Origin of the sequence: Halomonas sp. NO4, from assembly GCF_010994375.1 — a bacterium.
Classification (GTDB): Bacteria; Pseudomonadota; Gammaproteobacteria; order Pseudomonadales; family Halomonadaceae; genus Halomonas.
The window spans coordinates 38,036-61,597 of sequence record NZ_WHMA01000002.1 but is presented as its reverse complement, the minus strand read 5'-3'; the positions used below and the strand labels follow the sequence as shown (position 1 = coordinate 61,597).

The 23,562-nt window shown below is 67.3% G+C and carries 27 protein-coding genes; 12 read left to right on the top strand and 15 right to left on the bottom strand.

Going from position 1 to position 23,562, the window contains the following annotated elements; translation table 11 throughout:
• Nucleotides 1-59: 59 nt before the first annotated feature.
• Nucleotides 60-1,622: a sigma-54-dependent transcriptional regulator gene (locus tag FEF15_RS01805; RefSeq protein WP_163557382.1), complete on the bottom strand. Its 1,563-nt coding sequence runs from the start codon at nucleotides 1,620-1,622 to the stop codon at nucleotides 60-62.
• 313 nt (nucleotides 1,623-1,935) lie between these two features.
• On the opposite strand from FEF15_RS01805, the gene phhA reads away from it, so the two are divergent.
• The 3 genes from phhA (at nucleotide 1,936) to FEF15_RS01790 (ending at nucleotide 3,721) form a co-directional block, all read left to right on the top strand.
• Nucleotides 1,936-2,775 (top strand): phenylalanine 4-monooxygenase, encoded by an 840-nt coding sequence (phhA, locus tag FEF15_RS01800; protein WP_163557381.1) that lies wholly within the window; start codon nucleotides 1,936-1,938, stop codon nucleotides 2,773-2,775.
• Between the two features lie 40 nt (nucleotides 2,776-2,815).
• Nucleotides 2,816-3,154: a 4a-hydroxytetrahydrobiopterin dehydratase gene (locus tag FEF15_RS01795; protein ID WP_163557380.1), complete on the top strand. Its 339-nt coding sequence runs from the start codon at nucleotides 2,816-2,818 to the stop codon at nucleotides 3,152-3,154.
• Between the two features lie 288 nt (nucleotides 3,155-3,442).
• The gene (locus tag FEF15_RS01790) at nucleotides 3,443-3,721 is read left to right on the top strand and encodes a ComEA family DNA-binding protein (RefSeq protein ID WP_163557379.1); all 279 of its coding nucleotides are present in this window, start codon (nucleotides 3,443-3,445) and stop codon (nucleotides 3,719-3,721) included.
• An 89-nt stretch (nucleotides 3,722-3,810) separates the two neighbouring features.
• Here the strand turns inward: FEF15_RS01790 and FEF15_RS01785 are convergent, their stop codons facing one another.
• A complete protein-coding gene (locus FEF15_RS01785) occupies nucleotides 3,811-4,572 on the bottom strand; it encodes an SDR family oxidoreductase (protein ID WP_163557378.1) in 762 nt (253 codons plus the stop codon).
• Between the two features lie 257 nt (nucleotides 4,573-4,829).
• Between FEF15_RS01785 and FEF15_RS01780 the strand changes: the two genes are divergently transcribed.
• The 4 genes from FEF15_RS01780 to FEF15_RS01765 all read left to right on the top strand — a co-directional run bounded on the left by FEF15_RS01780 (nucleotide 4,830) and on the right by FEF15_RS01765 (nucleotide 8,514).
• Entirely contained in the window at nucleotides 4,830-5,339 is a 510-nt protein-coding gene (locus tag FEF15_RS01780) for an FxsA family protein (protein WP_163557377.1), read from the top strand.
• A gap of 230 nt (nucleotides 5,340-5,569) precedes the next feature.
• Nucleotides 5,570-5,863: a co-chaperone GroES gene (locus FEF15_RS01775; protein ID WP_043518768.1), complete on the top strand. Its 294-nt coding sequence runs from the start codon at nucleotides 5,570-5,572 to the stop codon at nucleotides 5,861-5,863.
• A gap of 60 nt (nucleotides 5,864-5,923) precedes the next feature.
• Nucleotides 5,924-7,567 carry a chaperonin GroEL gene (gene groL / locus FEF15_RS01770; RefSeq protein WP_163557376.1) on the top strand — a complete coding sequence of 548 codons (1,644 nt, stop codon included), beginning with the start codon at nucleotides 5,924-5,926 and terminating at the stop codon, nucleotides 7,565-7,567.
• A gap of 212 nt (nucleotides 7,568-7,779) precedes the next feature.
• Nucleotides 7,780-8,514 (top strand): RNA methyltransferase, encoded by a 735-nt coding sequence (locus FEF15_RS01765; RefSeq protein ID WP_163557375.1) that lies wholly within the window; start codon nucleotides 7,780-7,782, stop codon nucleotides 8,512-8,514.
• 268 nt (nucleotides 8,515-8,782) lie between these two features.
• On the opposite strand, the gene FEF15_RS01760 is transcribed toward FEF15_RS01765, so the two are convergent.
• The 11 genes from FEF15_RS01760 to FEF15_RS01710 form a co-directional block, all read right to left on the bottom strand.
• Complete coding sequence (locus FEF15_RS01760) at nucleotides 8,783-9,820, bottom strand: DUF4105 domain-containing protein (protein WP_163557374.1); 1,038 nt, start codon at nucleotides 9,818-9,820, stop codon at nucleotides 8,783-8,785.
• Nucleotides 9,821-9,900: 80 nt separating this feature from the next.
• Nucleotides 9,901-10,869: a branched-chain amino acid transaminase gene (locus FEF15_RS01755; RefSeq protein ID WP_163557373.1), complete on the bottom strand. Its 969-nt coding sequence runs from the start codon at nucleotides 10,867-10,869 to the stop codon at nucleotides 9,901-9,903.
• Nucleotides 10,866-11,972: a class II histone deacetylase gene (locus FEF15_RS01750; RefSeq protein WP_163557649.1), complete on the bottom strand. Its 1,107-nt coding sequence runs from the start codon at nucleotides 11,970-11,972 to the stop codon at nucleotides 10,866-10,868. Before FEF15_RS01750 ends, FEF15_RS01755 begins: the two co-directional genes overlap by 4 nt.
• A 20-nt stretch (nucleotides 11,973-11,992) precedes the next feature.
• Nucleotides 11,993-12,934: an ornithine cyclodeaminase family protein gene (locus FEF15_RS01745; RefSeq protein ID WP_163557372.1), complete on the bottom strand. Its 942-nt coding sequence runs from the start codon at nucleotides 12,932-12,934 to the stop codon at nucleotides 11,993-11,995.
• Between the two features lies 1 nt (nucleotide 12,935).
• Nucleotides 12,936-13,292 (bottom strand): RidA family protein, encoded by a 357-nt coding sequence (locus FEF15_RS01740; protein WP_163557371.1) that lies wholly within the window; start codon nucleotides 13,290-13,292, stop codon nucleotides 12,936-12,938.
• Nucleotides 13,293-13,352: 60 nt separating this feature from the next.
• Nucleotides 13,353-14,387, bottom strand: a complete 1,035-nt coding sequence (locus tag FEF15_RS01735) for a histone deacetylase family protein (protein WP_163557370.1) — start codon at nucleotides 14,385-14,387, stop codon at nucleotides 13,353-13,355.
• Between the two features lie 27 nt (nucleotides 14,388-14,414).
• Entirely contained in the window at nucleotides 14,415-15,692 is a 1,278-nt protein-coding gene (locus FEF15_RS01730) for a TRAP transporter large permease (RefSeq protein ID WP_163557369.1), read from the bottom strand.
• Entirely contained in the window at nucleotides 15,689-16,249 is a 561-nt protein-coding gene (locus FEF15_RS01725) for a TRAP transporter small permease subunit (protein ID WP_163557647.1), read from the bottom strand. Before FEF15_RS01725 ends, FEF15_RS01730 begins: the two co-directional genes overlap by 4 nt.
• A gap of 101 nt (nucleotides 16,250-16,350) precedes the next feature.
• A complete protein-coding gene (dctP, locus tag FEF15_RS01720; RefSeq protein ID WP_163557368.1) occupies nucleotides 16,351-17,427 on the bottom strand; it encodes a TRAP transporter substrate-binding protein DctP in 1,077 nt (358 codons plus the stop codon).
• 169 nt (nucleotides 17,428-17,596) lie between these two features.
• Nucleotides 17,597-17,896, bottom strand: coding sequence for a hypothetical protein (locus FEF15_RS01715; protein ID WP_240454045.1), 300 nt, complete (start codon nucleotides 17,894-17,896; stop codon nucleotides 17,597-17,599).
• Nucleotides 17,897-18,067: 171 nt separating this feature from the next.
• Nucleotides 18,068-18,262, bottom strand: a complete 195-nt coding sequence (locus tag FEF15_RS01710; RefSeq protein WP_163557367.1) for a hypothetical protein — start codon at nucleotides 18,260-18,262, stop codon at nucleotides 18,068-18,070.
• Between the two features lie 166 nt (nucleotides 18,263-18,428).
• Between FEF15_RS01710 and FEF15_RS01705 the strand changes: the two genes are divergently transcribed.
• Together FEF15_RS01705 and FEF15_RS19580 are read left to right on the top strand one after the other, a co-directional pair.
• Entirely contained in the window at nucleotides 18,429-19,637 is a 1,209-nt protein-coding gene (locus FEF15_RS01705) for an MFS transporter (protein ID WP_163557366.1), read from the top strand.
• Complete coding sequence (locus FEF15_RS19580; protein ID WP_276208181.1) at nucleotides 19,634-19,759, top strand: hypothetical protein; 126 nt, start codon at nucleotides 19,634-19,636, stop codon at nucleotides 19,757-19,759. The genes FEF15_RS01705 and FEF15_RS19580 overlap by 4 nt, the downstream gene beginning before the upstream one ends.
• Nucleotides 19,760-19,763: 4 nt before the next feature.
• Here FEF15_RS19580 and FEF15_RS01700 read toward each other — a convergent pair whose 3' ends face one another.
• On the bottom strand, nucleotides 19,764-20,426 hold the full coding sequence (locus FEF15_RS01700; RefSeq protein ID WP_163557365.1) for a metalloregulator ArsR/SmtB family transcription factor: 663 nt from the start codon (nucleotides 20,424-20,426) through the stop codon (nucleotides 19,764-19,766).
• 98 nt (nucleotides 20,427-20,524) lie between these two features.
• Here FEF15_RS01700 and FEF15_RS01695 point away from each other — a divergent pair, with 98 nt between their 5' ends.
• From FEF15_RS01695 to FEF15_RS01685, 3 genes are read left to right on the top strand one after another with little or no spacing between them, the layout of a single operon-like run.
• Complete coding sequence (locus FEF15_RS01695) at nucleotides 20,525-21,364, top strand: sterol desaturase family protein (protein WP_163557364.1); 840 nt, start codon at nucleotides 20,525-20,527, stop codon at nucleotides 21,362-21,364.
• Nucleotides 21,361-21,705, top strand: a complete 345-nt coding sequence (locus FEF15_RS01690) for a DsrE family protein (protein ID WP_163557363.1) — start codon at nucleotides 21,361-21,363, stop codon at nucleotides 21,703-21,705. Before FEF15_RS01695 ends, FEF15_RS01690 begins: the two co-directional genes overlap by 4 nt.
• A 25-nt stretch (nucleotides 21,706-21,730) precedes the next feature.
• A complete protein-coding gene (locus FEF15_RS01685; RefSeq protein ID WP_163557362.1) occupies nucleotides 21,731-22,930 on the top strand; it encodes an MFS transporter in 1,200 nt (399 codons plus the stop codon).
• Here FEF15_RS01685 and FEF15_RS01680 read toward each other — a convergent pair whose 3' ends face one another.
• Nucleotides 22,931-23,539, bottom strand: coding sequence for a peroxidase-related enzyme (locus FEF15_RS01680; RefSeq protein ID WP_163557361.1), 609 nt, complete (start codon nucleotides 23,537-23,539; stop codon nucleotides 22,931-22,933). It lies immediately after the preceding gene.
• Nucleotides 23,540-23,562: the final 23 nt, after the last annotated feature.

The following is a 23,562-nucleotide window of genomic DNA, read 5'->3' as shown; positions in this document are numbered from 1 at the left end:
CTGCCGGTGGCTGTACCCTAGCCATACTAGGTCAGTTTCGCGTCGGCGACAGGGGTGGCTCAGTCCGACTCGCCCCCGATACCGTGACGGCGCAGCTTGTTGGCGATGGTGGTGTGCGACACGCCGAGCCGCCGGGCGAGCTGGCGGCTCGAGGGGTAGTCGGGATAGAGCGTGGCCAGCACGCGCCGCTCCACCTCGCCGAGAATCTCGGCCAGGCTGCCATCCAGGTCGAGGCCCGACAACCCCGGCGCCTGCCCCACGTCCGGCAGGCGCAGGTGCGACGGCTCGATGGTGCTCGTCTCGCACAGCGACACCGCCTGGAAGAGCACGTTCTCCAACTGGCGCACATTGCCTGGCCAGTGGTAGCTGGAGAGCCGCGCCAGCGCCGCCGGCGAGAGGTCCGGCAGGGCACAGCCGATCTGGCGCGCGGCGCGGTCGATGAAGTGCTCGCCCAGCGCCTCGATGCCGTCGAGGCAATCGCGCAACGGCGGCACGGCCAGCGACAGCACGTTGAGGCGGTGGTAGAGATCCTGGCGGAAGTGCCCTTCGGCACACAGCCGCGGCAGATCCTGCTGGGTGGCGCAGATCACCCGCACGTCGAGGTAGGTCTCTTCGTCACTGCCCACCCGGCGGAAGCCGCCATCCTGCAGAAAGCGCAGCAGCTTGACCTGCAGCCGCGGGCTCATCTCCCCCACCTCGTCGAGGAAGATGGTGCCGCCGGCGGTGAGCTCGAGCAGCCCCAGCTTGCCCTCGGCCCGCGCCCCCTCGAAGGCGCCCGGCGCATAGCCGAAGAGCTCCGTCTCGGCCATGGATTCCGGCAGGCCGGCGCAGTTGAGTGCCATGAAGGGCGCCTGGCCGCGGGCGCTTGCGGCATGGCAGGCACGGGCCAGCAGCTCCTTGCCGGTGCCGGTCTCGCCCTGGATCAGCAGCGGGGCATCGAGCGGCGCCATGCGCCGCGCTTCGCGGATCAGGTCGGCGAGTCGGGGGCTGGCTTGGAAGATCGCCTCGAAGCCCCGCAACTCCTGGCGCTGAACCTGGTAGATGCGCTCGCCGATACGGTCGGCGCGGTGCAGGGTCACCACGGCACCGGCCAGCGAACCCACGTCGTCGTGGTGCTCGCGATGCAGCGGCGCGATGTCGGCCAGGAAGGTCGCCTCGTAGAGCTTGATGCGCAAGCCGTTGACTCGGGCATTGTTGCGCCGGATCAGCGCCGGCAGGTCAAGGTCGGGGAGGTAGCGGTCCAGCGACAGGCCGGGCACCTCGTCGAGGCGCACGCCAAGCAGCTGACCGGCAGCGCGGTTGGCCGCCACGATATGGCCGTCCATGTCGATGGACATCACCGGATCGGTCAGCGAGGAGAGCAGCGTGTCCAGCTCGAGATGGCGCCGCTCGCTGGGCATGAGGCTGACGCGACGCAGGCTGAACACCCCCGGCACCGCCTCCAGCACCGGCTTGAGGGTGGCCAGTTGGGCGTTGAGCAGGTGCGGCACATGCAGGTAGATGGCGTTGCCGTGCTCCCCGCCGACCTCGCCGCGGGCCACGTTGAGGCCGTAATCGACGAAGGGCGAGACGATGTCGCGCAGGATGCCGATGCGGTTCTGGCAGTGGAATCTCAGTCTCATCGAAGGACTCGGTTAGGGGTCGTTGTCGTGATGCCGTCGTGACGTCACGCCGACCGGACGAATTCGGCGTCAAGCCGCCGTGACTCATCTGTCAACATATCGTGACACCTACCCTCCCACAACCGCCCGGGCGTGCCGATTTCCGCCGAGCAACGCGCCACGCGACGCTATGCGTCATGAAACCGTGACACTCCCTGCCTCGCCGGTGACGGCGGTCGGCCGCGAACGCGAGCCTTGCCCGAGAGCGAACGCCTAGACTCCCAAGTATCCCGCCCCTACGAACCCGAACAATTCCAACCCCACGGGAGCCCCCATGACGACGATACCCCATGCCCGCTTGAGCGACGTCGCCAGCAAGACCGGCTACCGGGCACGACTGCCCGACGCCAACGGTCACATCGCCTGGCCCGACGAGGACAATGCCACCTGGCAGACGCTGATGCAGCGCCAGCTCGACGTGATCGAAGGGCGCGTCTGCCAAGAGTACCTCGACGGCCTGGAACGGCTGGCACTCCCCCTGGATCGCGTGCCCCAGCTCGCCGACATCGACCGGGTGCTCAAGGCCACCACGGGCTGGGAGACCGCCCAGGTCCCGGCACTGATTCCCTTCAATACCTTCTTCGAACTGCTGGCCGCCCACCGCTTCCCGGTGGCCACCTTCATCCGCTCACCGCAGGAGCTGGACTACCTCAAGGAGCCGGACATCTTCCACGAGATCTTCGGCCACTGCCCGATGCTCACCAACCCGGCCTTCGCCGAGTTCACCGCCACCTACGGCCGGCTGGGCCTGGCCGCCTCGCCCAAGGAGCGGGTCTCACTGGCGCGGCTCTACTGGCTCACCGTGGAGTTCGGGCTGGTGGACACCCCGCAGGGCCGGCGCATCTACGGCGGCGGCATCATCTCCTCGCCGAAGGAGACGCTCCACGCCCTGTCCGACACGCCCGATCACCTGCCCTTCGACCCCATCGAGGCGCTGCGCACGCCCTACCGCATCGATATCCTTCAGCCGCTCTACTACGTGCTTGACGATCTCGCGACCCTGCACGACCTTTCCCGACAGGACATCATGGATCTGGTGCACCGGGCCATGGCGCTGGGCCTGCACGCGCCGCGCTTCTCACCGGCTCCACACAGCGCCCAAGCCAGCGCCTGAGCCCCCATGAATTCAGTATCCCCAACGACAAGGAGGCACCATGAGTCAACTTTCCCAACAGTCGTGCGAGGCCTGCCGCGCCGACTCCCCCCGAGTGACGGAAGAGGAGCTCGCCAGCTACCGGTCCGATATTCCCGACTGGGAGCTGGTCGAACGTGACGGCGTCCAGCAGCTGGAGCGCGTCTTCAAGTTCGGCAACTTCCAGGAAGCGCTCGACTTCACCAACCGCGTCGGTGCCCTGGCGGAAGAGGCGGGCCACCATCCCGCCCTGCTCACCGAGTGGGGCAAGGTGACCGTCACCTGGTGGTCGCACAAGATCAAGGGGCTGCACAAGAACGACTTCGTCATGGCCGCCCGCACCGATGAGGCAGCCGGCTGATCGAGCCCTTGGCATCCCCTGCCAGACCTTCTTGCGCCCCGCGAATGGCCGTGCCATGGAGGGGCGTTGTCGTTTGCGCCCCGGGTAGGCGTCCCAGGCGCCATGACACCTTCAACCGACGAATGCCAACACAAAAATGAGACATATCTTACATAACTAACGACTCAGGGATTCGCCCCAGGCTCGGACGCCTCGGCTAGCTTGAGTCGGGACACCGTGCCGGTATGGCTGCCGGTGTTACCGACAGAGCCGAAATCACAGGGAGGAGTCATGAAGGGAATGTCATCCATGAAGCGCCACGGACGGGGACTGGCACAGGGCCTGCTGCTGGGAGCGCTGCTGGCCCTTGCCCCGCTGGGCATGGCCCAGGACCTGGCCCCGATCAACGTCAACACCGCGGATGCCGAACTGCTGGCGGAACTGCCCGGCATCGGCCCGAGCCGTGCCGCGGCGATCATCGAGGAGCGCGACGCCAACGGCGCCTTCGAGAATACCGAGGACCTGACCCGCGTCAGCGGCATCGGCCCGGCCACCGTGGAAGGGCTGGCCGACCAGGTCGAATTCTGACAGTCGTCTCACCAACCAAGCCACCCGCAGGTCAAGACCGCGACCCCGCCAGCCTGGGTTGGCGGCGTCGTTGCATCACGACTCGGGTGTTACAGACGCAGGCCACCGTCACACTCGATCACGCGACCGGTGAAGTAGTCGTTGGCCAAGATGAAGGCCACGCTCTGGGCGATGTTCTCCGGCTGCCCCAAGCGCTGCAGCGGTACCCCGGCGGTGAGCTTGTCGAGCATGTCCTGACGCATCGAGGCGGTCATGTCGGTCTCGATGAAGCCCGGCGCCACGGCGCCCACCCGGATGCCGTAGCGTGCCAGCTCCTTCGCCCAGGTGGTGGTGAGCGATACCACCGCGGCCTTGGCGGCGGCGTAGTTGCTCTGCCCCATGTTGCCGGCCCGCGAAATGCTGGAGATGTTGACGATCACGCCCTCGTGGCCCGCCTCGATCATCTGCGTGGCCGCTTCGCGCCCGCAAAGGAAGACGCCGGTCAGGTTCACGTCGATCACCTGCTGCCACTGCTCGAGCGACATGCGCTTCTCCACCTTGCCGTCACGTGCCTTGACCAGCAGGGCATCGCGCAGGATGCCGGCATTGTTCACCAGCCCACTGACCGGCCCCAGCGAGGCGGCCACGTCGGCGAATGCCTGCTGCACCGACGCCTCGTCAGCCACGTCCACCACGAAGGCACCGGCCTCGATGCCCGCCTGGTGCAGCCGTGACACGCCCTCGTCGAGTGCCTGGCGGTCGACGTCAAGCAGCGCCGGTCGGGCGCCCTGGCGTCCCAGGTGCTCGGCCATGGCATAGCCGAGGCCACGGGCCCCTCCGGTGATGGCGATCACACGATTGTCGAGTTGCATGGTTTTCCCCAGTTCTTGAATCCGCTGCGTAGAAAAGTGCCGACCGCCGTGGAACGGCCCGGCCGGCGAGAGTTGCCGGCCGCGGTGGCTGTCAGCCTATTCTTCGGCTGCCACCACCTCGAACTTGAGCGGCACCCTCACGAAACAGCCTATCACTCATGATGCGCTGCATCATTGACCGCCTTCACTGGCGACGGCTGCCTTGAATTTCCGACGCCCACCCCCACTTCCTGAAAAACCGACTGTCAGGAGCCGACATGCCTTTCCTGCTCTTCTTCACCCTCTTTGCCCTGCTCGACTTCGTCATTCTCTTCTCGGTGGGCGGCCAGATCGGCCTGCTGACCACCCTCGGGCTGATTCTCACCACCGGTTTTCTCGGCCTGCACCTGGTGCGCCGTGAGGGAGCGGCCACCTTCGCCCGCGCCCGTCAACGCCTGGAACAGGGCGAGGTGCCCTCGGGTGAGCTACTCACCGGTGCCGCGCTGATCTTCGGCGGCGCCCTGTTGATGGCGCCGGGTTTCGTTTCCGATGCCCTGGGATTCGTGTGCGTGATCCCCGGTGCCCGCCGGGTGGTCGCGCGCGTGCTGGCCCGATTCAACCTCGGCGTGCGGGGCATGGCCTATGCGCATCGCACCACGCACAGCAGCAGCGAAGCCGGCTGGGAACGCACCCGGCCGGACACGGAACGGCAACAGGGTTCCGAGCAGAGAGGCAGCGATGCACCGCTGGAGGGGGATTTCATCAGCCGCGACGAGCCCCGTCGCTGAGGGCACCCCCTGACCGCGTCCGAGGAGAGCAATTTTTTTCATACCTCCCCCTTGAAAGGCATAGGCCCGTCCCCATTTCACGGTCAGCAACAGGTTACGGTGTCGAGTCGTCTCGACACTTTCGACAAGGAAGGCGACCTTCGCCTCCACCTTCCAGGGAGTTCTGGAAGGATGATGATGAACCGCCGGGCCCTTTCCCGGCACAGCAAACCATCAGGAGAACGTGAGCAATGAACATCCGTCCCTTGCACGATCGCGTCGTCGTCCGTCGCGTTGAGGAAGAGCAAAAGACCGCTGGCGGCATCGTGCTCCCGGGCAACGCCCAGGAAAAACCGACTCGTGGTGAAGTTCTCGCCGTCGGTAACGGCCGGATTCTCGACAGCGGCGACGTCCGTCCGCTGGACGTCAAGGTCGGAGACACCGTGATCTTCAAGGAAGGCTTCGGCGTCGAGAAACAGAAGATCGATGGCGAAGAAGTCCTGATCATGAGCGAGTCCGACATTCTCGCCGTCGTCGAAGGCTAAGCCGCCACGGCACTCAACCCGTCCCCAAGACGTTCACGAACTCACAGGAAGACACGAAAAATGGCAGCGAAACAAGTCAAGTTCTCCGATGATGCCCGCAAGCGCATGGCCCGCGGCGTCGATCTGCTGGCCAATGCCGTCAAGGCTACCCTGGGCCCCAAGGGCCGCAATGTGGTCCTCGAGAAGTCCTTCGGTGCACCGACCGTGACCAAGGACGGCGTCTCCGTGGCCAAGGAGATCGAACTCAAGGACAAGTTCGAAAACATGGGCGCCCAGATGGTCAAGGAAGTTGCCTCCAAGACCTCCGATGACGCCGGCGACGGTACCACCACCGCCACCGTGCTGGCCCAGGCGATCATCACCGAGGGCATGAAGGGCGTGACCGCGGGCATGAACCCGATGGATCTCAAGCGCGGCATCGACAAGGCCGTGGTCACTGCCGTCCAGGCGATCCGCGACCTTTCCGTGCCCTGCACCGACTCCAAGGCCATCGCCCAGGTCGGCACCATCTCCGCCAACGGTGACGCCAATATCGGCGAGATCATCGCCGACGCCATGCAGAAGGTCGGCAAGGAAGGCGTGATCACCGTCGACGAGGGTCGCGGCCTGGAAGACGAGCTGGAAGTCGTCGAAGGCATGCAGTTCGACCGCGGCTACCTGTCGCCCTACTTCGTCACCAACCAGGACACCATGCAGGTCGAGCTGGAAGACCCGTACATCCTGCTGGTCGACAAGAAGATCTCCAACATCCGCGAGCTGCTGCCGACGCTGGAAGCCGTCGCCAAGGCCGGCAAGCCGCTGGCGATCATCGCCGAGGACATCGAGGGCGAGGCCCTGGCCACGCTGGTAGTCAACACCATGCGCGGCATCGTCAAGGTCGCCGCCGCCAAGGCACCCGGCTTCGGTGACCGTCGCAAGGCCATGCTGCAGGATATCGCCATCCTCACCAGCGGCACCGTGATCTCCGAAGAGGTCGGTCTGACCCTCGAGCAGGCCACCCTGGACCACCTGGGCACCGCCAAGCGCGTGACCATGTCCAAGGAGAACACCACCATCATCGACGGCAGCGGCGCCGAGGCCGACATCGAGGCGCGCGTCAACCAAATCCGCGCCCAGATCGAGGAAACTTCCTCCGACTACGACCGCGAGAAGCTCCAGGAGCGCGTCGCCAAGCTGGCCGGCGGTGTTGCCGTCATCCGCGTGGGTGCGGCCACCGAAGTCGAGATGAAGGAGAAGAAGGCTCGCGTCGAGGACGCCCTGCACTCCACTCGCGCCGCCGTCGAGGAAGGCGTGGTGCCCGGTGGCGGTACCGCCCTGGTGCGCATCCGAGCCAAGGTCGCCGAGACCAAGGGCGACAACGAGGACCAGAACCACGGCATCGCGCTGGCCGTGCGTGCCCTGGAATCCCCGCTGCGCCAGATCGTGACCAACGCCGGCGAAGAAGCTTCGGTAATCCTCAACCGCGTCAAGGAAGGCGAAGGCAACTTCGGCTACAACGCCCAGACCGGCGAGTTCGGCGACCTGTTCGAGATGGGCGTGCTGGACCCGGCCAAGGTGACCCGTACGGCCCTGCAGGCCGCCGGCTCCGTGGCTGGCCTCATGATCACCACCGAGGCCATGATTGCCGAGGATCCGGACGAGAAGGAAGCCGCGCCGGACATGAGCGGCATGGGCGGTATGGGTGGCATGGGCGGCATGATGTAAGCCAGCCCGCCCGAGGCCCTGTAAAAGCCCCAGGCATCGCCTGAGACAGACCCCGCCGGTGAGCAGCCGGCGGGGTTTTTGCTATCAGGGGCGAGGTACAAGGAGCGAGGAGCAAGCAAGCCTTCCTCGGCGCTCGGCGCTCGGCGCTCGGCGCTCGGCGCTCGGCGCGGTAAGATACCGCCACACTCACGCCCCGCCACCGACCCCCGCTCATGCTCTCCAATATCCGTATCGTCCTCGTCCAGACCTACCACCCCGGCAATATCGGCCAGGCCGCCCGGGCCATGAAGACCATGGGCCTAACCGACCTGGTGCTGGTCAATCCGCGCCAGTTTCCCGACCCGGAGGCGTCGCGACTCGCCGCCGGCGCCGAAGACGTCATCGACCAAGCCCGAGTGGTGGCTTCCCTGGATCAGGCAGTGGCCGAGTGCGTACAGGTGGTGGGGGCCAGCGCCCGGCTGCGAAGCCTCCCCCTGCCCCACTACGACGAGCCCGACGCCATGGCGCGCACGCTGGTCGAGCAGGCCGAGAACGACCCGGTGGCGCTGGTGTTCGGCCGCGAGCGCTTCGGACTGACCAACGACGAGATCCGCCGCTGTACGCATCAGGTGAGCATTCCCGCCAATCCCGACTACGGCATCCTCAACCTCGCCCAGGCCGTTCAGGTACTCGCCTACGAGACGTTCAAGGCGTGGCGCCAGCGTCCGGCTAGCGACTTCCGGACGCCACGCCCGGCCAGTGAGCGCGCCCCGACCCGCAAGCAACTCGATCACTTCCATGCCCATTTGTCGCGGGTGATGGCGGCCAGCGGCTTTCTCACCCAGCCCCATGCGCGCACCGAGGCGCAGTTGCAGGCCCTGTTCGCCCGCGCCCAGCTCAGCCGCAAGGAGCTCTCGCTGCTGCGCGGGCTGCTCAAGTCTCTGGAACCCGGCGATCAAGACGACTAGGCTGAAAGCAGGCCGTTGTCACCGCCTCTTCATCGTTTCGTTACGCGGTTGTCATGCCAGTAGGGGATAACGGCTCTGTCCCCCTCGGGGACACAGGCAAGGGACACTGCCGCACGACGGGACACGGACGCAGGCGGGCAAGGAGCTCGGCAGGGATTTTGCATCGGGACGATGCTCAGGGAGGCGGTACGCCACGGGGTCTTCCCCGTGGCGTTCTTCTATGTGCCCCGATTCCCCGGAGGCACCCCGACCATCACTCGCAACCCGACTAGCGGCCGGCGGATTCCGTCACCCTGGTGGCATCCCCGAGAGGTTCAACCCAGCCCGGCACGCCGTCGCGAATGCGTTGCGAGAACGCCGGATCGTCGTCCGCGGCCCGCGCCCGATCGACGATCCGGCCACGACGCATCAGCTCAGCGAGGCTGTGGCCCGGCCACAGCCCGCCCACCCGATAGGCATATTCCGGCAGCTTGCCGGTGAACAGCAGCCGATGGTTCAAGGGCAGTACCGCACCCAACCGGCGCGCCATGGCATACACCAGGGTGGTGCAGTTGGCAGTGATGGTGTTGTAGAAGCGGGGCTCGCGGGCCAGCCGGTTGGCCTCTTCCACGTAGGCCTCCAGCAGCGAACGAATGGCATGGCGCGACATGTCGAGCCGGTAGAGCCACACCGTCTCGCCGCGCACGTTGGTGCGCAGGCGCACCGCATCGCGCTCGTCGGCGGCAACGATGGCAAGCTCATACTGGCGGAAAAAACCGCCGAGCTCGGAGAAGCGCTCCCCCTTCTGGCGCCGCACCTCCACCGAGAAGACCACGAACGCCTCCCCGCCAAAGCCGAAGGAGACCATGACGTGGGCGATGCCGGGCCGCCCCCAGCTCGACACGACCAGATCCGCCGAGTCGAGCCGCGACAGGTCATATTGGCGCGGCTCCCAGTACACCTTGGCACGCTCGCGGGTCTGCCAAGCGAAGCAGCGCACCTGGTCGAGTGTCAGCCGGTTGCCCTCGATGCGGCCGGTGGCCAGGTGCGCCACATCGTCGGCCCAGGGGCGGTCATGGGTGGGGCGCAGCTGAAACCACCACAGTGCGACCACGCCCAGCAGCCCCAGCTGGCCGACCAGCGCGGAGCCGCGATAGCCCTGCACGCCCAGTGCCACCAGACCCACCGCCAGCGTACCCCACAGCCCCAGTGCCACCTGTCGCCAGGGTGTCGGCAGCGAGAGGCGGAACCACAGCGCCGCCGCCCCCCAGGCCATGCCCAGAATCAGCAGCGTGAAGAGCGTGCTCCATGCAAGTGCCAGTGCCATCTCCTTTCATCCTGCCGCGACTGCCGGCACCCTAGCACGTTTCCCGCTGAGACTCCTTGGCAGCCGCCACAGGCATCGCCTCAGGTCGGCGTCAGCCAGTGCCGGAACTCGGCCAGGTCCTCGCCTGCCTCGCTGCGGGTCACGCGCCGGTAGAGGCGCTGCAGGCGAGCCGTCACGGAGTCGGTCGCAATGGGCTCACCCACAGCCGGCGCACCGCTCCGGGCACCGACATGGCGTCCGTCGAGTTCGCGCAGCGGCAGGATCTCGGCGGCCGTCCCGGTGACGAAGGCTTCGTCGGCGGTGTAGAGCTCATCGCGGGTGATGCGCCGCTCCTGCACCTCGAGGCCCAGCACCTCACGAGCCAGCCGGATCACGCTGTCGCGGGTGATGCCCTGCAGGCAGGAGGTTACCTCGGGGGTATGCAGCACCCCGTCACGCATCAGGAAGACGTTGGCCGCCGAGGCCTCGGCGACATAGCCCTCGGGGTCGAGCATCAGCGCCTCGTCGAAGCCCGCCTTGACCGCCGTGTTCAGCGCCAGCATGGAGTTGACGTAGTGGCCGTTGGTCTTGGCGCGACAGAGGCTGATGTTGACGTGGTGTCGCGCCCAGGACGAGGTGAGCGCCCGAATGCCGATGGATGCGGCCTCGGGCGAGATATAGTCGCCCAGATCCCAGGCGGCGATCATCACGTGGGTGGTGAGCCCTTTCGCCCTCAACCCCAGTCCTTCGGCACCCAGAAACACCGTAGGTTTCAGGTAGGCGTTGCGCAGGCCGTTGCGCGTCAGACACTCCCGCTGTGCCTGGATCAGGGTGTCGGCACCGAAAGATAACGGTATATCCAGGGCATGGGCGCTATCCAGCAGCCGCCGGGTGTGCTCGGCCACCCGGAAGAGATGGGTCCCTTGGGGGCCGTCGTAGGCCCGCACGCCCTCGAAACAACCCATGCCGTAGTGCAGGGTGTGGGTAAGCAGGTGCGTGCGGGCCTCGCGCCACGGCAGCCATTCTCCGTCGTGCCACAGCCATCCGTCGCGATCGTAGAGTGGGGTCATGCGTCCTTCCTGAAGATGTCGTGGCGCCAGCCGTCGATCAGCGCGCGCTGGTGGGGCTGGAGCGCCTGGTAGGCCCAGGCGGCGATCTCGTCGTTCTGCGGATCGGGCACCTCGATCACGCTGCCCGCCAGGGCAGCGATGACGGCGTGGCCGCACAGCGGTACGTAGCCTTCCGAATAGCCGCCCTCGTGGATCATGACCAGGCGGCCGTCGCAGACCCGTTCGGCCAGCGCCTTGACCTGGCGCGTCATCTCGCCGAAGGCGCGGCTGTTGAGCAGCATCTTGCCCAGCGAATCCTTGGCGCCGGCATCGAAGCCGCAGGCCACCACGATCAGCTCGGGAGCGAACGCCTCGAGCGCCGGCAACACCAGCTCGCCCATGGCGTAGTCGTAGGCGCCGATGCCGCAGCCCGGCGGCAGCGGCAGGTTGAGGTTGGCGCCCTCGCCTGCCCCCTCGCCGCGCTCCTTGAAGAAGCCGGTTTCCAGGGGAAAATTCCCGGCCTGGTGAAGCGAGAGGGTCAGCACCTCGGGTTCGTCGTAGAAGGCAGCCTGCTGGCCGTTGCCATGGTGCACGTCCCAGTCGAGGATCGCCACGCGGCCCACCTGGCCCAGCGCCCGGGCACGCATCACCGCCACCGGGATGTTGCCGAGCAGACAGAAGCCGCGTCCCTGGTCGGCCTCGGCGTGGTGACCCGGCGGGCGACACAGCGCATAGGCGTTGGTCAGCTCGCCGGTGGCCACCGCCTCCACGGCCGCGATGGCCAGCCCCGCCGAGTGGCGCGCCGCAGCGAAGCTGCCCGGCGTGTAGGGCGCACAGTCGCCGCCGTCACCGCCGCGCGCCCGGTCGCCGGCCGCCAGGGCATCGAGGTAGCGCGCGGTGTGGAAGCGCGCCAGGTCCTCGCGGCAGGCCGGCGGCGTCTTGCGCACCGCGAGTTCGTCGATCAGCCCCGACACCTCGAGCAGGTTCTTGAGCCGCCGCTTGCTCTCGGGGCTCTCCGAGGCGGGCTGCGGCTGGAGAAACTCGCCCGGCGCCGAGAAGACGCCGATGGCGCCCGGGTCGTGCCAGAAACAGCGCTCGTGCCAAAAGAAGCCGGTGGCCGGCACTCCGGTGGCCTGCTCTTCACTCATCCGCGCGCCTCGAGCTGCTCCCACACCTCGACGGCGGCGGCGAGGTCCTCCAGCGACGCCCCCACGGACTTGAACAGAGTGATGGCCTCGTCCGAGGAGCGCCCGGGTTTCTCGCCGCGCAGAAGCTCGGCCAGCTCGGCGCGGACCGCCTCGAAGGTGAAGGCGCCCTCTTCCATCGCCTGGAGGATGTCCCCCGCCTCGCCCCGGGCCCCGGCGTAGGTGTCGACGAACACCTCGCTGCGCGCCAGGCAGTCGCCGTCGGTCTCGCGCATGGTGGGTCGGAAAGCGCCGATCAGGTCGAGGTGCGTGCCCGGGCGCAGCCACTCGCCGAGAATCAGCGGATCCGTGGCGAGCGTGACACAGCTGATCACGTCGGCCTCGGCCGTGGCCCCCTCGAGGTCGGTCACCGCGGCGGCGTCGAAGCGCTCGGCGTAATCGGCGGCCAGGCGCTCGGCCTTCTCCGGGTGGCGGCCCCAGATTCGCACGCGGCGTATCGGTCGCACGGCGGCATGCGCCTCGATCACCATGGGGGCGAGCTTGCCGGTGCCCACCACCAGCAGGGTCTCGGCGTCATGGCGGGCGAGCTCGCGTGCGGCCAGCGCCGAGGCCGCCGCGGTGCGACGCCGAGTCAGTTCGCTGCCGTCAAGGCAGGCGAGCGGCTGGCCGTGCTGGCCTTCGCTGAGCAGGTAGACGCCGGAAATGGCCGGCACACCGTGCTCGGCGTTCTGGGGAAAGACATTGACCATCTTCACGCCGATGTAGCCGGCGGGCTCCCAGGCTGGCATCAACAGCATGGTGGCCTCGCCATCGGGGCGGTGCATGGCGTGGTGGTGGCGCGGCGGCGACTCCACGCCCTCGCGGAAGGTGGTCGCCAGGCGCTCGACCAGCGCCGGCCAGGGCAGCGACGCTGCCACTTCCTCGGCGGTGATGATGCGCATCTCAGGCCTCCGGCAGTGCCGCGGTCACCATGATCTCGACCTTCCACTCGGGATTGGCGAGCTTGGCCTCCACGGCGGCACGCACCGGCGGCCGTCCCGACACCACCCAATTGTCCCAGGCGGCATTCATCTGGTCGAACTCGGTCATGCTGGTCACCCAGATCTGCGCCGCCACGAGGTGCTCCTTGGAGGTGCCCGCCGTGGCCAGCAGGTCGTCGATGCGCGCCAGCACCTGCTCGGTCTGGCCACGCATGTCGGCGGAAGTATCGCTGGGCACCTGGCCCGCCAGATAGACGGTGCCATTGTGGATGGTGATCTGGCTCATGCGGGTGTTGCTGTCGTGGTAGCTGACACTCATAGTCTCTCTCCGGTCATATGCCTTCTGGCCCTGGTCCGGGTAACGCGGACCAGGAGGGAATCAGTGGGGGTAGTAGCCGCGCATGAACGCAGCCAGGTTATCGCCTAGTACGTCAGTAGGATAGCCGCCCTCCTGCACCAGCACCGTGGGCAGCGAGAGCCCGGCCAGGCGTCGCCCCAAGGCGGTGAAGTCCGCCGTTTCCAGTACCATGCCGGCAAGGGGGTCGTCCTTGTGGGTGTCGAGTCCCAGGGCGATCACCACCGCCTGGGGGCGGAAGGCGTCCAGGCACTCGAGCAGCGCCTCCAGCGCCTCGAGCAGGGCCGCGGCATCGCTGCCCAGCGGAAGCGGCCGGTTGACGTTGGCGCCCAGGCCCTCGCCCATGCCCTCCTCGTCAGCGCCGCCCCAGAAGAAGGGATAGAAGTCGCTGGGGTCGACGTGCAGTGAGCCGGTCCAGACATCGCCGCGATAGTAGAAGATATCCTGGGTGCCATTGCCGTGGTGCAGGTCCACATCGAGGGTGGCGATGCGGCTGAACTGCTCGCGCAGTACCGTGGCGGCCAGCGCCGAATTGTTCAGAAAGCAGAAGCCGCCGGCGCGATCCGGTCCGGCGTGGTGACCCGGGGGGCGGCACAGGGCGTAAGCACTGCCATGACCGCCCAGCACCGCCTCGGCCGCCGCCTGGGCGCTGGCCGCGCTGGCGAGGATGCCGGCAAAGCTGTCGGCGCCGATCGGGCACGCCAGGTCGTGCAGGTGCCAGCCGGCCTGGCCCACCGGATGCCGCGGGTAGTGGTGGCCACCGCCGCAGGGGTGGACATTGGGGGAGACCAACTCGGAGGCACCGGACAGCTCCCGCCAGCGCGCATGGATGCTCTCCAGGAACTGCAGGTAGCGCGGCGTGTGGATCTGCGCCAGGCGATGGCGCAAGGTGGGGCTGTCCACCTCGGCGGGCGCGGTCAGCGAGAGCCCCACATCCGCCAGACCCGCAGCGAGCAACTCGGCACGCACCGGCCCCTCGGGCGAGTCGATGGCCTGGCCGCGGAACTGGAAGGTGGCCGGCGCATGGCGTTCCTGGTCGGGGTGGTAGAACAGCTTCATCGTCTCGGTCCTTGTGCAGCGCCACCCTCAGCGGAGCAGCGAAGGAATCCAGGTAGAAAGGGCCGGAAAGGCCGCCAGCAGCAGGATCACCGCCACAAAGGCGACGTAGAACGGCAGCGAGGCGACAATCGCCCGCTCATAGGGCACGTTGGCGATGCGCGCCGCCGTCATCAACGTCATGCCTACCGGTGGCGTCACGTTGGAGATATTGAGCACCACAATCATCAGGATGGCAAAGTGCAGCGGGTCGAAGCCGAGCTGGATCATCGCCGGCACCAGTACCGGCGCCACCACCACCAGCGCCGGTAGCACATCCATCACCGTGCCGATCAGAATCAGCAGCAGGCACACCATCATCAGCTGCAGGAAGGCAGCATCGCTCACCGAAGTGATCAGGCTCGCCGCCTCGCGGGCAATGCCCGAGCGGGTCACGAACCAGCCCAGCACCGCCGAGGTAGCAAGCAGGAAGAACACCACGCCCGAGAAGCGCACCGTCACCACCACCGACTGCCAGATCTTCTGCCAGGTCAGGTTGCGGTAGATGAACACGCCGATGAGGATGGCATAGACCGCGGCAAATCCCGAGGCCTCGGTGATAGTGGTGAGCCCCGAGAGAATACCGCCGAGGATGATGAGCGGCACGATCATCGCCGGCAGCGCCACGAAGAAAGCCCGCACGGCCATCCGGAAGGGCGTGGGCACCTGCTTGGGGTAGCCGCGCCGCCAGGCCAGGAAGAAACTCACCCCGAGCAGGGCGAGGGCCATCAGGAGCCCCGGCACGATACCGCCGGCGAAGAGATCGATCACCGAGATGTCGCGCAGCAGCGTCGCGTAGACGACCATTACCACGCTCGGCGGAATGATGGGGCCGATGATCGACGAGCAGGCGGTGACCGCCGCCGCGTAGTCGGCATCGTAGCCCTGCTTCTTCATCTCCGGGATCATGATCTTGCCGATGGCCACGGTATCGGTGATCGCCGCCCCGGTGAGCCCGGCGAAGAACACCGACACCGAGACGTTGACGTGCGACAGCGCCCCGCGAATGCGTCCGAACAGGGCGTTGTTGAAATCGATGAGCTTGTGGGTCAGACCGCCCTGGTTCATCAGCTCGGCGGTGAAGATGAAATAGGGTACGGCGATCAGCAGAAAGCCCGAGACGCCGGAGAACATGCGATCGGCGATGATCCCCAGCATGCGCTCGCCACCCAGGGCGAAGCCGCCAGCGAGCCCCGACATGGCCATGACCACGGCCACCGGCGCGCCGAGCAGCAGAAGAACCACGAAGACGATGATGGCAGGCGTCATGAGCGCTTCTCCTCTGACGGAGACTCGCTGTCCGCGGTCTCGATGAGTTCGTGGATCATCGCCTCGTCGTCGATGAAGTGTTCGAGCAGCGCGAAGCCCTGCACCAGGTGAAGCAGGATGATCGCCCCGCTGAGCGGCACGACCACGGCCGTGAACTGACCGGGCACCTGGATGCGATCGGAGACCATGTAGACCTGGGTGGCGTTGAGGAAATAGCCCCAGCCGTACCACACCAGCAGCCCGGCGAAGAGCGCGATCACCGCCAGGCAGATCCCGGCAGCCACCTTGATCAGCGGCCGCGGCAGGCTGCGCACGAGCAGGGTCATGGCCACGTGCTCGCCGTAGCGCAGCGAAATGGTCATGGAGAGAAAGCCGATCCACGGCAGGAAAAGTCGCGCCAGGGAGTAGGTCCAGCTCAGGCTGCTGCCGGTCGTCAGCTTGTAGACGAACCCGGTGAAGGAGATGCCCAGCATGGCCAGAATACAGGCCACGCAGAGCCCGATCGCCACCTGGTTAACACCATCACTGAGACGTCGCAGCGGAGAAAGCCAGTGCATCGCCATGATCGGGGATCCCTGATCCAGCGGATCGACCGGGCCTCATGCCCGGCCGATCACCCAGTGGTCCGCGCCGGCTGGCACGGCTGTCGGAGGCGTCATCACTGGCCGTAGACGCGGAAATCCTCGTCGGCCACGGTCTCGCCCACGCGCGCCACTTCGTCGAGCAGCCCCTGGACGCGCTGAGCCTCCATGCCGAACTCCTCGACGATCCACTCCTGCCAGGCCGGGCGAGCAATCTCGGCCATCCGTTCCCGCTCGGCCTCGGGCATCAGGTAGCACTCCTCGAACCGTTCACAGGACTCCTGCCAGCTGGCGGTGGCCAGGGCGCCGGACATGCCGTGGCTCATCTCGATCGCCTCGCGGGCGCTGGTGACGACGATCTGCTGGTACTCCTCGGGCAGTTCCTGATACCAGCTCTCGCTGACCACCCAAGGGGCACTGTTGTAGACGTGGCCGGTGAGGGTGGTGTAGTCGGTGACCTCGTCGAAATTGAAGGTGACGTTGAGCACCGGCGCATTGAACTGGCCGTCGGCCAGACCGGTCTCGAGCGCGGTGATCAGCTCGCCCCAGGGCAGCGGGGTGGCCGAAGCGCCCAGCGCCCGCATGGTCGCCACATGGGCCGGATTCTCCTCGGTGCGGATGTTGAGCCCCTCCAGGTCCTCCACCGTCTCGATCAGGCGCACGTTGTTGGTGAAGGCCACGAAGCCGCCGCCATCGTCGAAGGTGCCCAGATAGCGCATGTCGGCCGACTCGATGGTGCCGGCCATGAAATCGGCAAACCACTCGCTGTCGAAGAAGGCCCAGGCCTGTCGCCAGTTGGTGAACAGGAATGGCGCCGTGACGATCTGGTAGTCCTCGTAGAAGGAGGACATGGCCCCGGAGGACATGATGGTCGACTGCAGGGTACGCCCGCCGGCCTGCACTTCGGAACCGTTCTCCACCTCGGAGCCGAGTTGGCCACCGCCGAAGATATTGACGGCCAGGTCACCGTCGCTGCGCGCCTCGACCAGGCTCTTGAAATGCACCAGCGCCGGGTAGATGGCGTTGTTGCGCATGTCCTCGGGCAGCTGCGTGGCGATCACCATCTCGTAGGATTGCGCCTGGGCCTGGGTACTGGCTATGGCCAGCGGCAGCGCGGCGAGCGTCACCAGGCGAGTGAGAGACGTTGCGGTCATGGGTCCACCTCGTTGTTGATTGTTGGTCTGGACGGCAATAAGCGGTCGCGGCCGGCCCGGCGAAGCCAGGCCTGACCGGCGACGTTGCCTTCAGCCTAGAAGCCGCTCGGCAAAGTTGCTTATTCGGGACCAACGATCCCGCGACGAGGCGGTCGACCGCGGCAGCGCCTCAGCAGCGCCCCTGCATGCGCAACCCCGGCGGACAGAAGCCGCCATGGCGGCGGTCGCGATAGCGACGATCACGGTAGCGCTCATCGCGATGACGGCGGTAGTCGCGGCCGCGGTAGTGGCGGTCATCGCGCCGGTAGTGGCGCTCTTCGGAATAACGGCGGTGGCCGGCGTGGTGGCGAGGCCCCTCGACCTCGAACAGCGGTTCCGAGCGGACGCGAGCCGGCGAGTAGCTGCACCCGGCCAGGGTCAGGCTGGTGGCTACCACGGCAAGCATCAGCAGGCGCATGGACGTTTTCATGGCGAATTCCTCGCGGGTCGAATGGCTGCCCCTGCGTTCCCGGTCCGGCGCGCCATGGGCCGCGGTAGGAACCGCGGCCGCCTCTCCGGGCGGCGCCTCGAACACCGTTTCCATTCAGTATAGGGAGTGCGCACCGCGCGCCAAGTCGGGAGCGAGGAAAGAGGGTGCAAGTTAGCAGCGACCCTGCTTGCGTAGCCCCGGCGGGCAGAAGCCGCGACCCGGGCCGCGGTCGTGATCGTGGTAGCCGCGATCCTCCTCGAAGATGACCAGCGGCTCGGACTTGATGCGCGCAGGCTGATAGCTGCAGCCCGCGACCAGCAGCGCGGAAAGCAGCAGCAGACACAGGAAAAGCAGACGACGAGACATACACAAACTCCTTGGCCTTGAGACTTGCCACGCATTCTAGCCGAGCGAACAGGGCTCACCCATGTGGCACGGCGGCAACACCGCTGTCGCCCATCGGCGACAGTGGCAAGACTCGGCGAGACGCGCGATAGTGCGGAATCATTAGTCTGCAAACAGGCATATCGCCATGGATGCCATCCGCCGCCACGCCCTGCTGCTGACCCTGATCGGCAGCCTCGTCATCTCGCTGGCCATGGGCCTGCGTCACGGCTTCGGGCTCTTCCTGGAGCCGATGAGCAGCGACCTGGGCTGGGGGCGCGAGGTCTTCGCCTTCGCCCTTGCCGTGCAGAATCTGGTATGGGGGCTGTCGCAGCCCTTCACGGGCGCCCTGGCGGACCGCTTCGGCGCGGCGCGCACGGTGCTCGCTGGTGGCGCTCTCTACGCCCTGGGGCTCGCCTTGATGGGAGTTTCCGAGTCGGCGCTGGGCATGTCGCTCTCCGCGGGGCTGCTGATCGGGCTGGGACTTTCCGGTACCACCTTCTCGGTGGTGCTGGGCGCCGTGGGGCGCGCCGTGGCCCCGGAAAAGCGCAGCCTGGCCATGGGCATCGTCAGTGCTGCCGGCTCCTTCGGCCAATTCGCCATGCTGCCCGGCACCCTAGGCCTACTGGAGTGGCTGGGGTGGTCGAGCGCGCTGCTGGTGATGGGCGCCATCGCCGCCCTGATGGTGCCGCTCGGCGCCATGCTCAAGGACCGCCCCTCGCCGCGCCAGTCCAGCGATATCACCCTCGGCGCGGCGCTGCAGGAAGCCACCGGCCACCGCGGTTTCTGGCTGCTGTGCCTGGGCTTTTTCGTGTGCGGCTTCCAGGTAGTATTCATCGGCGTGCACCTGCCGGGGTATCTCTTCGACAATGGCCTGGCCGTGCACGTCGGCAGCACGGTGCTGGCGCTAGTGGGGCTGTTCAACATCCTCGGCACCTACACCGCCGGCTGGCTGGGCGGGCGCGTTTCCAAGGCGCGCCTGCTTACCTGGCTCTACCTGACCCGCGGCGTGGTGATCACGCTGTTCGTCTTCCTGCCGCTGAGTCCCGCCAGCGCTTACCTGTTCGGCATCGCCATCGGTCTGCTGTGGCTCTCCACGGTGCCCTTGACCAACGGCATCGTCGCCGCGGTGTTCGGGGTGCGCCACCTCTCCATGCTCGGCGGCATCGTCTTCCTCTTCCACCAGGTGGGCTCCTTCATGGGCGTCTGGCTGGGCGGCTACCTTTACGACCTGACCGGGCATTACGACCTCGTATGGCAGATCGCCATCCTGCTCTCGGTCATGGCGGCAATACTGCACTGGTTCATCAATGAAGCCCCCATCCACCGCCCCGCTCCGGAAGAGGTGAAGGCATGACGCGCCTCTTCCTGGCACGCCTCGCCGCCGCCCTGCTGGCTGCCGGCGTCCTGACGCTGGCCTGGTGGGGCTGGCAGGTCGGCGACGCCAGCCTGTTGCTGCTCGGCAGCCGGCTATGCTAAGCCCTCAGCTCTCCACCGGCAGTCCCGCCGCCTTCCACTCCGGGTAGCCCTCCTCGAAGCGACGCACGCGAAAGCCGTGCCGCCGCAGCAGCTTGACCGCCTCGTGCGACATCACGCAGTAGGGGCCACGGCAGTAGGCGACCACTTCCTGATCCTGGGGCAGCCGCGCCAGCCGCGCCTCCAGGTCCTCGAGCGGCAGGTTGAGCGCCCCGGGCAGGTGGCCGGTACGGTATTCGGCAGTCGGGCGCACGTCGAGCAGCGTCACCTCCCCGCTCGCCAGGCGCTCGGCCAGTGCCTCGCGGGAGATCGGCTCCAGGGCGCCGTCGGCGTCCTCGTCGGCAAAGAGCCGGCCCATCAGGCGCTCCACCTCGGCGAGGTGTCCACGAGCCACCTCGCCGAGCAGGCCGAGCAGGGTAACGATGCGCTCATCGGTCAGCGCATAGCGCATCTGGCGCCCCTCGCGTCGTGCCGTCACCAGCCCGGCGCGGCGAAGCTGCTGCAGGTGCTGCGACGCATTGGCCACGCTGATGCCGGCGGCTTCGGCCAGGGCGTCCACCGGGTACTCGGCCTGGGCCAACAGCTCGAGCAGCTCGAGGCGGTTGGCATGGCCCAGCGCCCGACCCAGTTGGGCCAGCTGTTCGTAGAGATCATGCTTGCTCGTCGTCATGGGCGCCTCGGCGTCGGGTCAGGGGTCATCTTCCTTGACAGGCCAGGTCCTCACAACCAATATTCAATTGATCGATTGAATATTAGGCCATACACGGAATGAGCGCCATCGACCTGCCCTTCTCCGAAGCCGGCTTCCGCCTGGGCACCTTCCTTGCCGTGCTGCTCATCATGGTGCTGTGGGAGTTGCGCGCCCCTCGCCGTGCGCTGACCGTGGGTCGCTTGCGGCGCTGGCCAAGCAACGCCGGCATCGTTGCCCTCGACACCCTGCTGGTACGCCTGCTGCTCCCCGCCGGTGCCGTGACGCTGGGGCTGTTCGTCGAATCCGCCGGCTGGGGGCTCTTCCAGTGGCTCGGCTGGCCGCTGTGGCTGACCCTGCTGCTCAGCGTCATCCTGCTCGACCTGACGATCTGGACACAGCACGTACTGTTCCACGCCGTGCCCGCGCTGTGGCGGCTGCACCGCATGCACCATGCCGACCTAGACGTCGATGCCACCACCGGGCTGCGCTTCCACCCCCTGGAGATCCTGATCTCCATGGGCATCAAGGCCGCTGCCGTGGTCGCCCTCGGCGCCCCCGGCCTGGCGGTACTGCTCTTCGAGGTCCTGCTCAACGCCACCTCGCTGTTCAATCACGGCAACGTCCGTCTGCCGCCGCACCTGGAGCGCCGCTTGCGCTGGGTGGTCGTCACCCCGGAGATGCACCGAGTGCACCACTCCTGGCATCCCGCCGAGACCAACAGCAACTTCGGCTTCAACCTGCCCTGGTGGGATCGCCTGCTGGGCACCTATGTCGCCCAGCCCCGCGATGGCCATGAGGGCATGACCCTCGGCCTGCACGACTTTCGCGATCCCCGCTGGCTGCGCCTCGACCGCATGCTGCTGCAACCCCTCCACACCCCGCGCGCCACCGCCCTGCAGAGAGACAACCGACCATGAAGAGCCTGATCATCATCAACGACCCGCCCTACGGCACCGAGCGCCTTTACAACGGCCTGCGGCTGGCCCATGCGCTGATCAAGCGCGACCACGAAGTCACCGTCTTTCTGATGGCCGATGCCGTGAACGGGGCCAAGCGGGGCCAGAAGACTCCGGAGGGCTTCTACAATGTGGAACGCATGGTGCGCCGGGTAACCACCCGAGGGCGGGTATGGCTTTGCGGGACTTGCATGGATGCCCGGGGTCTCGGTGACGACGACATCCTCGACGGCGCCGAACGCCGCACCATGGACGCCCTGGCCGAGGCCACCGAGCAGGCCGACAAGGTCCTGATCTTCTGATCCCACCCAGTAACGGAACCGCGCCATGCCAATCGCCATTCCCTTGGAGCGACGCAACGTCGCCATTCTGGTCAGCTGTCAGACGCTGTTCCTGGTGGCTTCGATCACCGTGATGACGCTGAGCGGGGTGGTGGGCCATCGGCTGAGTCCCGCCCCGGGCCTGGCCACGCTGCCCATCGCCATGATGATGTTGAGCACGGTGGTCTCCACCCTGCCCGCTTCGCTCTTCATGAAGCGCGTGGGGCGGCGGCGCGGATTCATCACCGGCGCGAGCATCGGCGGCATCGGCGGTGGCCTCGTCGCCTTCAGCGCCATCGCGATCGAGTCATTTCCGCTGTTCTGCGCCGGCAACCTGCTGCTGGGGTTCTATCAGAGCTTCGCCATGTACTACCGCTTCGCCGCCGCCGACGTGGCCAGCCCCGCCTTTCGCAGCCGGGCGATCTCCTGGGTGATGGCCGGCGGGGTGGTGGCCGCCTTCCTGGGCCCCTGGAATGCCAGCCTGACCAACGGCTGGATCGCCGCGGTGCCGGATGGCGACCCCTACCTGATGATTGCCGCCCTGGCGCTCGCGGCCATCGGCCTGCTCGCCTGGCTGCGCGTACCGACCAGCGGCGAACCCCAGCCCGGCGATGTGGCCCGCCCCATGGCCGAGATCACGGCCCTGCCGCGCTTTCGCGTGGCGGTGCTCGCCGCCGCCGTGGGTTACGCCGTCATGGTGCTGGTGATGACCGCCACGCCGCTCGCCATGCGCGCCCAGGGCTTCGCGATGGGCCAGGTGGCGATCATCATGCAGTGGCACGTGCTGGGAATGTTTGCCCCCTCCTTCATCACCGGCACTCTGATCGCCCGCTTCGGCGTCATGCGCATCCTGCTCGCCGGCACCCTGATTCTCGCCACGTCCAGCCTCATGGCCCTGTCCGGCAGCGGCCTCGCCCACTACTGGCTCGCCCTGGTACTGCTGGGCATGGGCTGGAACTTCCTCTTCGTGGGCGGCAGCGCCTTGCTTACCGGGGTTCACAACGAGGCCGAACGCGGCAAGGTGCAGGGCGTCAACGACCTGATCATCTTCTCGCTGGTGGCGCTGGGCTCGCTGCTCTCGGGCAACCTGCTTCACCACCTCGGCTGGGTCACGCTCAACCTGGCCATGCTCGCGCCCATCGCTCTGGTGGCCGCCGCCGTCGCCTGGCTGTCCCTGCACGAAGCCCGTGCGGCCGTGCGCTCCTGATCACGGCTCGGGCGCAGACTCGACGGCGGCCGCGATGGGCCGCCCCGGGGTGAGGGCGCGGCGAAGATCCGGCGCCATCGCCGCGAAGGCCGCGTCGGGCTCGGCACCCAGGCCGTCCAACACCTTGGTGAAGAAGGCCCGCGCCGCAGCCACGGCCACGATGTCGAAGATCTCGGCATCGGTGAGGCCGTGGGCGCGCAGCCGGTCGATGTCGGCCTGGGTGACGCTAGCGGCATCGCGGGCTACCCGGCGCGCGAAGGCGACCATCGCCCGCTCCGCAGCACTCAGCGACGTCGCCTCCCGCGCCTCCGCGATGGCCTGCACCGTCGTCGCGTCGGCCAGTTCGGCCAGTGCCCGGCCGTGGGCCAATGCACAGTAACTGTTGCCCAGCGCTGCGGCCGCAGCCAGGGTCACCAGCTCGAAGCGCCGCGGCTCGACGTGCCGCCGGATGCTCGCCAGCAGGCCCGCCCAGCTCACCATCACCTCGGGGCGATGACTGAACACCCGTGCGTAGTTGGGCAGAAAGCCGAAGTGGCGGCGCTGGCGCTCATACATCGCCTGCACTTCCGCCGAGGCCTGTTCGGGGTCCAGGGTGTCGATGAAAGCCATGGTCATCTCCTCCTATTGGCTAG

Bases quoted from the DNA above. Each gene is read 5' to 3' on its own strand.
- FEF15_RS01805 (WP_163557382.1), bottom strand. From the start codon at position 1,622: ATGAGACTGAGATTCCACTGCCAGAACCGCATCGGCATCCTGCGCGAC.
- phhA (WP_163557381.1), top strand. From the start codon at position 1,936: ATGACGACGATACCCCATGCCCGCTTGAGCGACGTCGCCAGCAAGACC.
- FEF15_RS01795 (WP_163557380.1), top strand. From the start codon at position 2,816: ATGAGTCAACTTTCCCAACAGTCGTGCGAGGCCTGCCGCGCCGACTCC.
- FEF15_RS01790 (WP_163557379.1), top strand. From the start codon at position 3,443: ATGAAGCGCCACGGACGGGGACTGGCACAGGGCCTGCTGCTGGGAGCG.
- FEF15_RS01785 (WP_163557378.1), bottom strand. From the start codon at position 4,572: ATGCAACTCGACAATCGTGTGATCGCCATCACCGGAGGGGCCCGTGGC.
- FEF15_RS01780 (WP_163557377.1), top strand. From the start codon at position 4,830: ATGCCTTTCCTGCTCTTCTTCACCCTCTTTGCCCTGCTCGACTTCGTC.
- FEF15_RS01775 (WP_043518768.1), top strand. From the start codon at position 5,570: ATGAACATCCGTCCCTTGCACGATCGCGTCGTCGTCCGTCGCGTTGAG.
- groL (WP_163557376.1), top strand. From the start codon at position 5,924: ATGGCAGCGAAACAAGTCAAGTTCTCCGATGATGCCCGCAAGCGCATG.
- FEF15_RS01765 (WP_163557375.1), top strand. From the start codon at position 7,780: ATGCTCTCCAATATCCGTATCGTCCTCGTCCAGACCTACCACCCCGGC.
- FEF15_RS01760 (WP_163557374.1), bottom strand. From the start codon at position 9,820: ATGGCACTGGCACTTGCATGGAGCACGCTCTTCACGCTGCTGATTCTG.
- FEF15_RS01755 (WP_163557373.1), bottom strand. From the start codon at position 10,869: ATGACCCCACTCTACGATCGCGACGGATGGCTGTGGCACGACGGAGAA.
- FEF15_RS01745 (WP_163557372.1), bottom strand. From the start codon at position 12,934: ATGCGCATCATCACCGCCGAGGAAGTGGCAGCGTCGCTGCCCTGGCCG.
- FEF15_RS01740 (WP_163557371.1), bottom strand. From the start codon at position 13,292: ATGAGTGTCAGCTACCACGACAGCAACACCCGCATGAGCCAGATCACC.
- FEF15_RS01735 (WP_163557370.1), bottom strand. From the start codon at position 14,387: ATGAAGCTGTTCTACCACCCCGACCAGGAACGCCATGCGCCGGCCACC.
- FEF15_RS01730 (WP_163557369.1), bottom strand. From the start codon at position 15,692: ATGACGCCTGCCATCATCGTCTTCGTGGTTCTTCTGCTGCTCGGCGCG.
- FEF15_RS01725 (WP_163557647.1), bottom strand. From the start codon at position 16,249: ATGCACTGGCTTTCTCCGCTGCGACGTCTCAGTGATGGTGTTAACCAG.
- dctP (WP_163557368.1), bottom strand. From the start codon at position 17,427: ATGACCGCAACGTCTCTCACTCGCCTGGTGACGCTCGCCGCGCTGCCG.
- FEF15_RS01715 (WP_240454045.1), bottom strand. From the start codon at position 17,896: ATGAAAACGTCCATGCGCCTGCTGATGCTTGCCGTGGTAGCCACCAGC.
- FEF15_RS01710 (WP_163557367.1), bottom strand. From the start codon at position 18,262: ATGTCTCGTCGTCTGCTTTTCCTGTGTCTGCTGCTGCTTTCCGCGCTG.
- FEF15_RS01705 (WP_163557366.1), top strand. From the start codon at position 18,429: ATGGATGCCATCCGCCGCCACGCCCTGCTGCTGACCCTGATCGGCAGC.
- FEF15_RS19580 (WP_276208181.1), top strand. From the start codon at position 19,634: ATGACGCGCCTCTTCCTGGCACGCCTCGCCGCCGCCCTGCTGGCTGCC.
- FEF15_RS01700 (WP_163557365.1), bottom strand. From the start codon at position 20,426: ATGACGACGAGCAAGCATGATCTCTACGAACAGCTGGCCCAACTGGGT.
- FEF15_RS01695 (WP_163557364.1), top strand. From the start codon at position 20,525: ATGAGCGCCATCGACCTGCCCTTCTCCGAAGCCGGCTTCCGCCTGGGC.
- FEF15_RS01690 (WP_163557363.1), top strand. From the start codon at position 21,361: ATGAAGAGCCTGATCATCATCAACGACCCGCCCTACGGCACCGAGCGC.
- FEF15_RS01685 (WP_163557362.1), top strand. From the start codon at position 21,731: ATGCCAATCGCCATTCCCTTGGAGCGACGCAACGTCGCCATTCTGGTC.
- FEF15_RS01680 (WP_163557361.1), bottom strand. From the start codon at position 23,539: ATGGCTTTCATCGACACCCTGGACCCCGAACAGGCCTCGGCGGAAGTG.